Genomic DNA, 12,377 nt, shown 5'->3' on the forward strand with positions numbered 1-12,377 from the left:
TTTAAAAAGCCCGCTACTTATGTCGGCGGGCTTTTTAAACGCGAGTCGGTTTTCAAGGTCAAGCCATCAGTTAATTTTTTATGCCTATGGTAAGTCCCCGTTCCGCTGCTCGACTGAAGGTGTGACACATGGAACAGTCAATCTTTTTGCTGGTCACATGCTTGCTGTGCAACGAGGTGAAACTCGGCATGTCTTCAGTGCCATGGCACTGGGTGCATACAGTCGCTTCGGTGCCTTTCAATATGTAGCCCATCGACTTCAGGTTCATCTGGGTTGCCGGTGTGCTGGTGGTGCCGTGGCAGGCAGCACACTGCAGGGCAGATGCCTTGGGTGATACCGTATGGTTCAACATCTGGTATTCGTCAGCCTTGACCATGGTGTAGGGGTCACCGGCAGGTAGCCCCATGTTGGTCAGACCGGACTGAATTGCACCGGCCACATCTGCGGTCTTGAAGTAGACCGAGGTGTTCAGGGCAATCAACTTGCCGCTGGCGGTGTGTATCGGCTGGGTTGAAGTCTTGTACTTGAACGGATACAGCTTGGTGTTAGGGGTGTTGATACCGCCGTTAGGGCGACTGATCTTGTAGTTACCGGTAGCCGGGTCGATTACCGCAACGTCATGCAGGTCATAAACCCAGGAACTGCCGTCAAAGAAGGCATAGATCGGCTTCAGATTGTTGGATTTTACCACGGTCGGCTCCCAACGGTTATTGGCCACTGACCATTCAGGTGTTGCCCAGGTACGGTCAGTTTCGGTCTTCTGGTCGCCAAAGCCGGTAGTCGTGTTTAATACCGCATCCGCAGCCTGTTTCCCGTAGGTCGGGATATGGCAGGTCTGGCAGGCAACCCGCTTCAGGTGTGTGTTAATGGCAGTTGTGGCATGCCCTGCATTAAGGGCAGCCTTGTTGCTGTGGCAACTGCTGGTTGCGCAACCAACGGTTGTCGTGCTGTCCGTGGGTCTCAGGTCTGAACCGCGACCGGCCACATGATGGTTGGTGGTGGTGTGGCACTGTTGGCAGCTCAGGTTGGCGCCGGTGCTGGCCATATGGACGTCGTAGTTACGATCAGTGGTGGTGCCGTTGATCAGGGCCAGATCACCACGTTTAAGGGCATCGCCGCCGCCGCCTTTGGCATGGCACTGCAGACAGTTTGATTTAACCGGCTTGTGCAGGGTCTGAACAGCGGCATCCATTGAGATGGTCATGGTGGTGGTGTCCGGCTCAAACAGTCCGGTGGTGCTGTTACGGGTCCGTTTGTATTCTTTCTGGTGACAGACCAGGCAGTCAATATTTTTGGTGGCATCGGCAACCGTGCCCGGCTTGGCTCCGGCGCCGATATGGCATGAACCGCAGCCGTTCCAGTTACCCAGGGTATTGATACAGTAGGCGTTAACTGCCGTGTTCAGCTTGCCGCCGGTTACACCCGGCTTGTTGCTGATCTTGTCATAGGGTGACTCCCACTTGTAATGGACAGAACCTGCCAGATCGGTGGCCTGTTTGGTGTGGCATTGCAGGCACATGGTGTTGCCGGTATAGGTCAGATTGGCGTGGGGGCCGCTGCCACCGGAAGAGCCGATGGTGTAGGTGGCGGTCTTGACCGCCTCGTTGTTACCAGCGGTATCTCTGGCAAAGTACTTTAAGGTGGTGGTGGCACTGATGGCAAGCGGTGCGCTGTACACGGCAGAAGCGGTGGTCGGCGTGCTGCCGTTGGTAGTGTAGTAGATGGTGGCTGCTTCGTTGGCAGTCAGTCTGACAGACTGTGCCGTGGTATAGCTGCCGCCTGCAGGAGAAACAGAGGTGACCGGGGCGGTTGTATCTGCTGGTGGTGTTGAACTGATAGTGTAGGTGGCGGTCTTGACCGCCTCGTTGTTGCCCGCTGTATCCCTGGCAAAATACTTCAACGTAGTGGTGGCACTAATGGTAAGCGGTGCGCTGTATTTTGCAGATGCAGTGGTCGGTGTGCTGCCGTTGGTGGTGTAGTAGATGGTGGCGGTCTCGTTGGCAGTCAGTCTGACTGACTGTGTCGTGGTGTAGCTGCCGCCTGCCGGAGAAACAGAGGTGATCGGGGCGATTGTATCAACGGTGCTGGTTGCAACCAGGGGGTAGCTATAGGCCGTTTTCTTGTTGCCATTCGATTCAAACTCACCTCGAACTTCATACTTGCCGGTCCTGGCAGCACTTGAGAGTTTGTAGGCATAGGTGTATTTGCCGCTACCTGCATTGCTCATGCTGGTTTTCACCAGCTCGTTGCCGGATGAATCCTTGATTCTGACCTCTCGTTTGCTGGGGGAGGTGATGCCGGTGCTGTCTTTTTTGAAGATTGCTGTAATGTTCATGGTCTGACCAGGGGCGTAGCTGGTCTTGTCTGTAGTGATGGTCAGGGTGTAGCTGGCTGCTGAGGCCATTGTCGTGACAGCCAGGGTCACGACAAAACAGATCAGGCCGGACAGATTCTTCATACATAGGCTCCTTTGCGGTGCTTCCGCTCAGATCGAATACTGTTGTTGCAGATTCGCTTTCGGCGGTATTGACGGCACAGTGCAGGAGGATCGTTGTCAAAACCAGACCAGATGGTGATGTTTCATTTCTGCTGCTGCAAAACTCTTCTTTCCCTCCTCTCTTGCCGTGGTGGCGCTGATCAGATGTAAAAAGCCAGATCACCTGTATCAATTGTTTGATATTTCGGCGACCTGGCTGTCTCGTGGAGACCCTGTAGGCTTTCCGTCCTATCCTCACGGATAGTTTAGTAGTGTCGATATCATCTGTTTAATTGTGGGTGTCATTTGTTGATGATCTGATCTTTACAATAAGGTATGCGCATTAAACTTGTCAAGAAAAAGTTGCAAATAGGCGTTGCGTAAAAGTGTTGCAATTGAAACGCTGTGGCCGCTACTGAATTTCGATCAGTTTGTTGGTGATTTTAAACGGCAGGGGGTGGTTAGATGAACTGAGTAGGCTGGTCTGGGTAACTCCAAGCGTGGCTTGCCCTTTGTTTCTTGCCCTGAACACCAGGGTTGCCAGATTGCCGCCGTCTGTTGCACCTGGACCTGGGGTGGTTTGCGACAGGGTAATAAGTATTGAACCGTTGGACGGGTCAGCTTGTGTTGAAAAACTGGTGGGATCACCATTCTGGTTGAGCAGGCTGCCTTCGGTAACAGAGAGTAAGTGCAGAAGAGCTGGTGTGTACGAAAGGGTAAAGGAACCACCCTTGAGATCAGTTATCTCATCAACCATGACCTGCACCGTGAATTGCTGTCCAACCGCAACCAGGCTGGAGGCTGCAAATTTCAGAATACCCGGCTTAAGCGGTGCTGCCGGTGTAGTAGGTGCCGGTTGTGCTGCCTGAGCTGCTGCAGGAGCAGCGCCAGCTGGTCTGAACAGTGCCTGGCGTTGTGTTGGAGCAGGAGGTTGCAGCGCCGGAAGATCTTCTTTACCGCTACTGAATGAGGTCAGAGGTTGCTGAGGCACAGCCACCCCCCTGACCAGACGCGGTGTAATGGCCAGAATCAGCTCGGTCTTGTCATTGTCGGACTTGGTGTTTGACAGCAGTGGTCCGATAAGGGGGATATCACCCAGCAGGAAGATCTTCTGCTTGCTGTCGCTCTTGGCGTTGGCAATCAGGCCGCCAATTACGCTGGTCTCGCCATCTTTCAGGCTTAAGACGGTATCCAGGTTACGGGTGCCGATGGTGACCACCGTGGTGGCACTGTCTTTGCCCCCTACGGTCTCGCGGGAGATAATGGAACTGACCTCAAGCCCCAGCTTGATGGAGACCTCGTTGTTCAGTTGAATGGTCGGTTCCGCATTGACCTTGACCCCCACATCCACGTACTGCACGTTAACCTGCGAAGTGGTGCCGGTGGTGGCCATGGTGGTGGTGGTGATCGGTACCCTGGTGCCCACATTAAACTTGGCCTTTTCCTTATTTTTAACCCGTAACTTGGGATTGGAAAGTACCTCGCCGTTGGCCAGGGTCTTGCCAAAGTTGTACTGGGCATTGGGAACCGTGACAAAACCACCGTAGCCCCCCATGGAAAAGGCCTTCACCAGATTGTCGATGGTTGCGTCTGTGATAACGGTGGTTGAGGTGGTGGAGGTGGTCTCTTTCAATGTTGTGGCCAGCAGCTTACTCCCTTTGAATGCCCCCAGCTGAACGTCGTAGTTGCTTAGCAACAGTCCCACATTTTTGGCATTCTTGTCGCTGATCTCAATCACCTCAACATCCAGCAGCACCTCTGCCTCTGGCTGGTCATTGGCTGCCAGAATCTTTTCAATCACATCATTGACTTCACGGGTATCACGCACCACTAGTGCGTTGGCATCCTCATTGATGTAGAGCTTGCGTACCTGCAGCATGGTCCTGATCAGGTTGGCCGCCTTCTTTGCTTCAAGATAATTCAGGTGGAAGGTGCGCAGCTGCATATCCTGATACTGCTTGGTCTTTTCCGTGCTTTGCGGATAGATCAGGACGGCAGTCTCATTTATAACGGCATAGCCGAGTTTGTACTGGGCTGCCAGCTGGTCAAGCGCCTGACGAAATGAACTGTTTTCCAGTGCAATACGTACCGGTTGCTCCTTAATGTCCGGGTCAAAGATAAAGTTGATCCCGGAAAGCCTGGTAATGGTGGCAAAGAACTCTTTCAGTCTGGTGCCACTTGCTTTAAGGGTCAGCGGTTTAGCTGATTTTAACTGGAGTTCTCGTCCGTCAAGGCGGGTTGTTGGCGTCATTGAGATTCGGCCAAGCGCCTCTTGATACAACTTGAAGTCAGGGTGTAATGCAATGGCACGCAGATAGGCACTCTGAGCATAGGGCAGGTTATTACTTTGTTCAAAATCCAGACCGGCAAGGTAGCTTTTCTGTGCAAGTTCCAGGCGTGCGGCCTGCTCAGTCAGTTGTTTGAACCGTTCCGTCGTTGGATCAAGGACCGCAGCTGCTTGAAAATTCTCCTGAGCAGCGCCGTAACGTCCCTCTGCCATCAGTTCGTGGCCTGCCTTTGCCCGTTGTTTGGCAGCTGTCTCGCGGGCCCTGAAAAAACTCAGGCGATAGCTGCCCTCTGCGGCGTTTTTGCTGAATGCCTCGGCATAGGAATACATGGCCGCCTCAAAGTTGCCTTCCTGTTCCAGCTGCTCCCCCTTGCTGAACGCCTTTTGGGCTGCAGAACAGCCGGACAGACAGAGCGCAGTGCTCAGCATCAAAGCGGTCAGGAGTCGGATAGTGCGCTGTATCGAAGCTGTCACGGTAACCATAGACTATCTATAGCGTTTCCCTTTACCAAGAAACAAGCGAAAGATTAACCGCCCAGTCTGAAATTGGCGGTCAGCATCCGGTAGGATACCAGGGCGGTGAACAGCAGGTAGCAGGTCAGCGACACCAGAATCAGTCGCTGCTGCAGGCGTGGCAGGAAGGGAGCCAGGCTGGGGCGGGTTCTGAACGGCATCAGCAGGCCGATGCTGCTGCCGCTGATCATGCCGCCCAACAGCGTGGCATAGAGCAGATAACCGATGTAGCCGTATTCTTTTTGCAGGATACAGAAGGGGCAGTGGTGGGTGGGTAGCTCGTAGTAATAGAGTCCGATAAAGGAGATCAGTGCTGCCAGGGAGACCAGAAAGGCAAACGCGGAAACAACCGCATAGAGATAACCGCCGGTCCCTTTCAGGTAGAGCCGGATGCCGCAGCAGAAGAGCACAACCATGGTGCTGAAAAAGAGCGGTCGCATGATCCGGTACGGCAGACCGGCCAGCTCTCCGGCAATGCTCGGCTTGTCGCTGCCAAACAGACTGCCGCAGCAGGAGGTGATCAGATCCCCCTTCAGGTGGAGAAAATAGTTGAACTGCAACACCGTTTCAGCCAGTACCAGCAGCACCAGGCCCAGTAGCAGGAAGTATTTGGGCTTGATCAGCGGGTAGTCATAGCCTTTGGTATCGGCATGGTTGACAATCAGCCAGCAACCTGCCAGCAGACAGTTGATCAGCTTCATGATCAGGGTCGGATAGCCGTAGCTGTTTACCTGCAGGGTACCGGCCGCGCACATGGCGCCGGTAAACAGGATATGCAGTCCATCGGCGGTGTAGAGGTACAGGAACAGAGAGATCGACTGAAACAGCAGGGCATAACTCATGATCGTCGCAATCAGATAGGTGCGCCGTTCCAGTTGCAGCTGCAGCTCACTGCCGCTGGTAAGGTCCCAGTTTCTCAGAATCTGCATACCAAACCAGCCGGCGTACAACAGCAGGCCGCTGACGATCAGCGACGCAGTCATCAGCGCCAGTATGGCAGGGTGCTGGATCATACCGGTGGTTCCTGCTGGACAATCCGTCCATCCCGCATCTCCACCACCTGATCTGCCCGTGACGAGTTATAGACAATCGGGTCATGGCTGGCGATCAGGACTGTTTTACCGCTGTCTTTGAGCAGGCCGATGCTTTCCATAAAGGCCTGGGAAAGCTGGCTGTCCAGGTGGGCGGTCGGCTCGTCAGCAATAATGGCAATCGGGTTGTTAATCAGGGCACGGGCAATGGCCACCCGCTGCAGCTCTCCCCCTGACAGCCATTCCACCGGTGAGTTGCAATGACGCAGCAGATCAAACTGTTCCATCAGCTCCACTGCCCGCTGTCTGACCACCGGCTGTTGCTCGCCGGTGGGGTAGGCCGGTAGCATGATGTTCTGCAGGGCACTGATCCCCTTGATCAGGTTAAACTGCTGGAAAATGAAACCGAAGGTGGAACGGCGGATTTCGGTCAGGAACCGCTCCGGCAGACTGGAACTGTCAAAGCCCTCAGACCTGTCTGTTGCCTGAAAGAAGCTGGTTTCGACCCCCTGGAGCATGATCCGCCCCGAACTTGGTCTGGTCATGCAGCCGATTAAGGCCAGCAGGGTGGTCTTACCTGATCCGCTGGGGCCTTTCAGGATCGTCATGGTGCCGCGTTCAATGGTGAGGCTGACGTTGTCCACCGCCGTAAAGCTGGTGGTCGGGCTAATGGAGAAGGTTTTGGTAACCTGCTGCAGTGCAATCATGGTTATGACCTCATGGCTGCATCAGGGGCAATGGTTGCTGCCAGCCAGGCAGGGATGATGGTGGCTGCCGTATAGGGCAGCACCGAAAGCACAAACAACACCGAAAGTTGATAACCATCGATGGTCGGCACCAGTCTGAACTGCGGATACAGAATAGCCCAGCCTTTCAGGGCATGGGAAAACAGGGCGGCTGATGAAAAGAAGACATGTCCGTAGGCCAGTAACACACCGGCCAGGAAGGCGGTCAGAGAAATCACGGCTCCTTCCCAGAACTTCAGCAGCAGGACATCGCCGGTCTCCCAGCCGATTGATTTAAGGATACCGATCTCTTTGCGCTCTTCAGCCGAAAGGCCACTGGCTTTGTCCCAGGCAAAGATCACAAAGGAGAACAGCGCCACTGCCAGCATCACCACCATCATCCCGCCACGCCAGTCAAACAGCGAGTCGTAGGTCCGTAGCAGTTCACTCTTTAAAATCGGGCGGGTGTCAGGAAACAGTTCAACAATCTTGTTGGCCACGGTCACCAGCTCACGGGGGTTGGCGACGGTAACTGCCAGGTCGGTGGCAACATCCTTGGGCATCCTGAACATGGCCTGAAAATCCTCAGCAGCCATCAACACCAGATCAGCAGACACCAGCTCCGAATGTAACGGCATGATGCCGGAGACGGTCAGGAGCAGCGGCGTGCCGCTGTAGGAGCGGAAGGTCACCAGATCATCGGTCTTGATCCGCAGGTTTCTGGCAACACCGCTGCCGATGGTGATCGAACCGGGCGGGGGAGGAGCCGTATCCGGCGCCAGCAGGGTGTAATTTGCCTGAAAAACCGGGTCATAGTAATAGCCCCACAGGCGTGGTGTGACCTCTGATACCCCGCGGATGGCGCTGATTTTTTCCCCATAGTTGGTCGGTATCAGGTCGTGGCGGCCGGCAATCATCCGCTGCACCACCATGTCAGGCGCCTCGGCCAGCAGTAGGGCCGCTTCCCGTTTCAGGGCCTGCACAAAAAAGATTAGCGATGCAATCACAAAGATGATCAGGGTATAGACCAGAAACAGGGAGATGTTTTTGGCCTTGCGCCTCAAAAGCGAGGATAGGGCAAAATCAAGGATATTGCGGTGGCGGCTAAGGGCGTGGTGCATAGGACCTCTGCAGGGTGACGGGTGGTGTCACCAGTGAGCCGGAGGGGAAATGTTCAAGGGCGGTCGGGTGATCCTGAAATGGTGCGTGCAGATCAGCCATGGCCGGGTGGCGGGTGTAGCGGGCCTCGGTAAACAGACAGAGATCGGTCAGCCGTAACCGGTGGACCAGCATGGCCCGTTCCTGCAATTCTGCCTGACGGCTGATCCTGCTGCTGCGGGCGTGAATCCCCATCAGCAGCAGGAGCACAAGGCCGGTCGTCAGCAACAGTATGAAGCAGGTGGAAGGACGCATGGCTGTTCCGGTCACTCCAGTGACTTCAGCAGGGCAGGGGTAATCTCATGAAACCTGACAATCCGCTTGCCCCCGTGGTCTTTTAAAAACTCCTGCGCTTCGGTCTGTTTTGCCAGGGGAACCAGTTCATGTCCCATCGGTCCGTACACGGTACTGCCAATTACATAAAAGGCGGTCTTACCGTCAATCAGCTTCAGTGAATAGTAGTCCTTGACCAGCATGGCCGAGATCATGGCCGGTTTTCTGGTTGGTGCGTATCTGGGCAGGTTGTTAAGGTAGATAAACAGGTCCTTGGCACCGTCAAACCAGGCATGGCTACCGTCACTGAATCTGATTGCCGCTGTCCAGGCCGGATACTTATGGACAAACATGCCGCAGACCGGGCACTTGTCCTTTGGCCCCGGCGCGGGGGCAGCAGGCGCTGCCAAGGCAGATGCCACGTTCAGCCAGAGGCAGATAATAGCTGAAAATAGTAGGGAAAAACGCTTCATGACAGATCCTTTAACCAGTTGTTCACGCGGAGCCGCGAAGCTCGCAGAGAAAACCAGATGCTTACTTCAACACATGGAATAATCAATCCAGATGAAGTTGCAACATGCTGTGACGGTTTGATTTTACTCTTCGCGTCTCTGCGTCTCCGCGTGCAACTGCTTTTTCCTGGTTTAGTGCTGGCCGCTATGCTTCATCTTCATCATCTTGCGGCGTTCACGGATCATTTTTGTGTCTTTGTACATATCTTCATAGGCCGCCTTGATGGCATCATCAAAACTGCCCAGGGTTCCCTTGTGTGCCTTTATGAATGCCTCGGCGTCAGCCTTGTTGGCAAAGGCCCATTTGGCCCGGGCGGTCATGACCCCCATCTTGTCGCCGCCGATCACCCAGTGGGCGGTCTCTGCATCAATCAGCTTTTGGGTGGTAAAGTCACCCACCTTGATGGAGGTCGGCATCCTGTCAATGTTATTGGCCAGTTCCACAGCCGTGCAATGCACGCTGCAGGTGCCGACCGAGCTGCCATCATGATAGGTTATCAGCATCCGGCTATGGGCAAACTTGGTGCGGTCCATGCCGCAGTACTTACAGCTGTCCGGGCCTTCAACCTTGTCAGTGGCTGTAACCAGAGCGGCAGTCGTCAGCAAAAGGGCTATCGCAACCAGAAATTTCAGCATGTTTTTCATTGTTTGTTCTCCTGTCTTAAGTATGTGTAACGCGGTTTTTGCCTGTTGTCCATTGGGCCTCGCTAGAATTTATAGGCCATGCTCAGATAGACGTTCCGTCCGTTTTCCGGAACCCGATAGCCAACACCACTGACAAAGGGGTCGCGCAGATAGGACAGGTGGCTGTAGTACTGGGTGTCCAGAAGATTGTTAATGCCGCCGGTAACTGAGAACCCTTTGTATTGATAGCCTGCCTTCAGGTCAGTGGTCACCCATCCGGCAGTCTTTTGCTCGTTCAGGCTGCTGTCAATGCGATCCTGTTCACGGCTTAAGGTCTCAAGCAGTTCAGCAAAGAATCTGCCGTTGTCATAGCGGATAGAAATGGTGCCGCGCAGAGGTGGTATCTCGGAAAGGGGGCGGTTGCCGCTGATATTGCGACCTTCCGTGTATGACAACCCGCCCCGTAAAAACAGGTCGGCCGGCAGCGAGATCTGGCTACCCAGCTCAGCACCCCAGATACTGGCATGAATATTCTGGTAGCTCTTCAGGGTTGGAGATGCCTGGTAGAAATTTACGTAATCCTGCAGGTCGCTGTAAAAGATGGAGGCATTGATGTAGAAACGGTTCGTGGCGTACTTGGCCCCCAGGTCAACCTGATGATTGACGGTTGCCTTAAGGTTTTGGTTGCCCCGCCAGGCCGGTGTGCCTGGTACATCAAGGTACAGCTCCTGCTGGTCAGGTGTGCGGGTACCCCGCCCCAGGCCGGTGAAGACAGTCAGCTCCTTGAAGGGGGTATAGTTTAATTGCAGATTTGCGCTGATGCTGCTGAATTCCTTTGAACTGCCTGCCGTCACCATGGTGTTTGTTCTACCTGCTTCTGCATGGGTCAGATCGCCACGTACCCCGCCGGTCAGGCTCAGCTGGCTGCCAAGCGGCAGGGTGTATTCACTGAACAGGCCGACGTTTTCGATCGTGGCATCCGGTATCATGGCAAGGTCACGGTAACTGAAATACATGGCCCGGCGATTGGTGGCATCCCAGTTGCGGTTATAGTAATCCAGGCCGCTTTTAAGGGTTCCCGGTCCGATCTGCAGGGCAGCCTGCAGCTTGGCGCCGTAGGTCTGGGTGGAAGCGTCGGTCTGCATGGAGTAAAACCGGGGCGATGTGCTGGAACTGAAACGGTCGCGGTCATCCATCAGGTGTTTAACACGATCCCAGTAAACCTGCAGCTTCAGATCCTGCAGCAGTGCCGAGATGTTCTGAACCCGGTAGCTCCAGTTCATACGGTGGGTCTTGTCGTAGTCGGCGTCCATCTTCAGGTAGGGATACAGAACATGATCCGCATCCTGATAGGTATAGCTGACCTCAGTGCGAGAGTTTGATGTCGGATTGAACCCTAATTTCCCCCAACCGGTGTTGATTTCGTAGGCCTTTGAATCAACCGCGGCGGTCTTGTAACGGTTCGGGCTGGTGGATGGGTAGATCTCAGTCAGCAGTTTTCCGTTGCCGGATTTTGGGACATCGGAATATTTGTAGGCATAGCCCAACAGGCCATCATAGCTGTCTGTCGCATAGGAGGCGGTGGCTGAAGCGTTGGTGCTGTGCCAGTCGCCATAGCCCAGGCTGAGTTCTCCACCAAACCCCTTGCCAGGCCTTTTGGTCTGGGCATCGATCAGACCACCCAGGCTGCCGGGATTGGTGAGATCATAGGGGCCTTTAATGATTTTGACCTGCTCAATCTCGGCAAAATCATAGTGAAACGCCGGTGGGTCCATCCGGGAGGGACAGGCGCCATGCAGGCGCACGCCGTCCACCAGGACGTTGATATTGTCCTTCTGGAAACCACGCAGTACCACATCATTGGCAATCGCCCCTTTGTGTACCGTGTTGATCCCTTCAACCTGTTTCAGTGCCTCTCCCATATCACGGGCCGGGCTTTCGCGGACCTCCCGGACTGAAAGGCTCTCTTCCTTTGGTGATTCTCTGTCCGCACGGACAATGATTTCGTCAAGCAGCAGATGTTCTTCTGCGCGGGCTGTCTGGGCTGTCAGTGTCAGCAGCAGCGCCAGCAGCGAAAGCTGTTGTACAGTCATGGTAATACGCCTCCCTGGCTCTCTGTTCGTAAGCAGCAGTAATGACTACGACGCTGATTGTCGAATCAGACAGGTTTTGGAGGGGGCACCAGTGGCTTGGAGGAAAGCGAATACAGCTCGTTACCGGGGTAGCGGGGGTAGGGTGGTTCTTCAGGTGGCATAATGACCACCCGGTGGAAAAATGGCATGATTTCATGGTTCTGGCTGTTAAGCAGTGCAGACTGACTACTGCCGTTGCAGGGGCAGCCGCATTTTAAAACGGTCTCTGCTGTCTCTGGTTCAGGCCGTTGCTCCTGCTGGATGGCGGTTGTCTCTTCCAGTACAGTGCGGACCAACTCGGCAGGCAAGGTGGTGTGGCAACAGTCAGTTTTGTCAGTAGCAGCTCCCAACGGATGGCTCTCCTGCTGCTTTTTCTTCCAGCAACAGCAGGTGCGGTTCAGCTGGCTTTGCAGAGAGCAACCATCGCGCTTGCAGTCTCCACTGCAGGCGGTCTGGCCATCATGGGCATGATAAAGTGGCTGCAGTGCCAGCGAGGGCAGCGGTCCCACGCCAATCAGCAGGTAGATGGCTGCCATCAGGGCGGCGATGCCTCGTCGTAGCGGCCTTATGGTTGTATGTAGGGATGGCGGTGGCATACGGACTCCTGATAGCTTGTTTCGTATTATCAAAAACCGTGCCGTGTATG

The 12,377-nt window shown here is 54.7% G+C and carries 10 protein-coding genes and 1 riboswitch; all 10 genes read right to left on the reverse strand.

The features are described from left to right. Window positions 1-70: 70 nt before the first annotated feature. The 10 genes from B5D39_RS09420 to B5D39_RS09465 all read right to left on the reverse strand — a co-directional run bounded on the left by B5D39_RS09420 (window position 71) and on the right by B5D39_RS09465 (window position 12,327). The gene (locus B5D39_RS09420) at window positions 71-2,458 is read right to left on the reverse strand and encodes a chitobiase/beta-hexosaminidase C-terminal domain-containing protein (protein WP_078790213.1); all 2,388 of its coding nucleotides are present in this window, start codon (window positions 2,456-2,458) and stop codon (window positions 71-73) included. Between the two features lie 222 nt (window positions 2,459-2,680). Continuing rightward, window positions 2,681-2,757, reverse strand: a riboswitch (cyclic di-GMP riboswitch). Window positions 2,758-2,888: 131 nt separating this feature from the next. After that, complete coding sequence (locus B5D39_RS09425) at window positions 2,889-5,192, reverse strand: cohesin domain-containing protein (protein WP_244161381.1); 2,304 nt, start codon at window positions 5,190-5,192, stop codon at window positions 2,889-2,891. A gap of 98 nt (window positions 5,193-5,290) precedes the next feature. Next, window positions 5,291-6,289, reverse strand: a complete 999-nt coding sequence (locus B5D39_RS09430; protein WP_078790214.1) for a hypothetical protein — start codon at window positions 6,287-6,289, stop codon at window positions 5,291-5,293. After that, window positions 6,286-7,014 (reverse strand): ABC transporter ATP-binding protein, encoded by a 729-nt coding sequence (locus B5D39_RS09435; protein ID WP_078790215.1) that lies wholly within the window; start codon window positions 7,012-7,014, stop codon window positions 6,286-6,288. Before B5D39_RS09435 ends, B5D39_RS09430 begins: the two co-directional genes overlap by 4 nt. A 2-nt stretch (window positions 7,015-7,016) precedes the next feature. Further along, entirely contained in the window at window positions 7,017-8,153 is a 1,137-nt protein-coding gene (locus B5D39_RS09440; protein WP_078790216.1) for an ABC transporter permease, read from the reverse strand. Then, complete coding sequence (locus B5D39_RS09445) at window positions 8,137-8,445, reverse strand: hypothetical protein (protein ID WP_078790217.1); 309 nt, start codon at window positions 8,443-8,445, stop codon at window positions 8,137-8,139. Before B5D39_RS09445 ends, B5D39_RS09440 begins: the two co-directional genes overlap by 17 nt. Before the next feature lie 11 nt (window positions 8,446-8,456). Then, on the reverse strand, window positions 8,457-8,936 hold the full coding sequence (locus B5D39_RS09450) for a nitrous oxide reductase accessory protein NosL (protein WP_078790218.1): 480 nt from the start codon (window positions 8,934-8,936) through the stop codon (window positions 8,457-8,459). A gap of 171 nt (window positions 8,937-9,107) precedes the next feature. Further along, window positions 9,108-9,620, reverse strand: a complete 513-nt coding sequence (locus B5D39_RS09455; RefSeq protein ID WP_078790219.1) for a nitrous oxide reductase accessory protein NosL — start codon at window positions 9,618-9,620, stop codon at window positions 9,108-9,110. A 62-nt stretch (window positions 9,621-9,682) separates the two neighbouring features. After that, on the reverse strand, window positions 9,683-11,692 hold the full coding sequence (locus tag B5D39_RS09460) for a TonB-dependent receptor (RefSeq protein WP_139366740.1): 2,010 nt from the start codon (window positions 11,690-11,692) through the stop codon (window positions 9,683-9,685). 65 nt (window positions 11,693-11,757) lie between these two features. Then, a complete protein-coding gene (locus tag B5D39_RS09465) occupies window positions 11,758-12,327 on the reverse strand; it encodes a hypothetical protein (RefSeq protein ID WP_078790220.1) in 570 nt (189 codons plus the stop codon). Window positions 12,328-12,377: the final 50 nt, after the last annotated feature.

The sequence above is a fragment of the Trichlorobacter thiogenes genome (genome assembly GCF_900167465.1).
GTDB classification, from domain to species: Bacteria; Desulfobacterota; Desulfuromonadia; order Geobacterales; family Pseudopelobacteraceae; genus Trichlorobacter; species Trichlorobacter thiogenes.

What these genes read in the sequence shown, in the direction of transcription:
- B5D39_RS09420 (WP_078790213.1), bottom strand. Translation starts at nt 2,458, where the DNA reads ATGAAGAATCTGTCCGGCCTGATCTGTTTTGTCGTGACCCTGGCTGTC.
- B5D39_RS09430 (WP_078790214.1), bottom strand. Translation starts at nt 6,289, where the DNA reads ATGATCCAGCACCCTGCCATACTGGCGCTGATGACTGCGTCGCTGATC.
- B5D39_RS09455 (WP_078790219.1), bottom strand. Translation starts at nt 9,620, where the DNA reads ATGAAAAACATGCTGAAATTTCTGGTTGCGATAGCCCTTTTGCTGACG.
- B5D39_RS09445 (WP_078790217.1), bottom strand. Translation starts at nt 8,445, where the DNA reads ATGCGTCCTTCCACCTGCTTCATACTGTTGCTGACGACCGGCCTTGTG.
- B5D39_RS09450 (WP_078790218.1), bottom strand. Translation starts at nt 8,936, where the DNA reads ATGAAGCGTTTTTCCCTACTATTTTCAGCTATTATCTGCCTCTGGCTG.
- B5D39_RS09435 (WP_078790215.1), bottom strand. Translation starts at nt 7,014, where the DNA reads ATGATTGCACTGCAGCAGGTTACCAAAACCTTCTCCATTAGCCCGACC.
- B5D39_RS09440 (WP_078790216.1), bottom strand. Translation starts at nt 8,153, where the DNA reads ATGCACCACGCCCTTAGCCGCCACCGCAATATCCTTGATTTTGCCCTA.
- B5D39_RS09465 (WP_078790220.1), bottom strand. Translation starts at nt 12,327, where the DNA reads ATGCCACCGCCATCCCTACATACAACCATAAGGCCGCTACGACGAGGC.
- B5D39_RS09425 (WP_244161381.1), bottom strand. Translation starts at nt 5,192, where the DNA reads ATGCTGAGCACTGCGCTCTGTCTGTCCGGCTGTTCTGCAGCCCAAAAG.
- B5D39_RS09460 (WP_139366740.1), bottom strand. Translation starts at nt 11,692, where the DNA reads ATGACTGTACAACAGCTTTCGCTGCTGGCGCTGCTGCTGACACTGACA.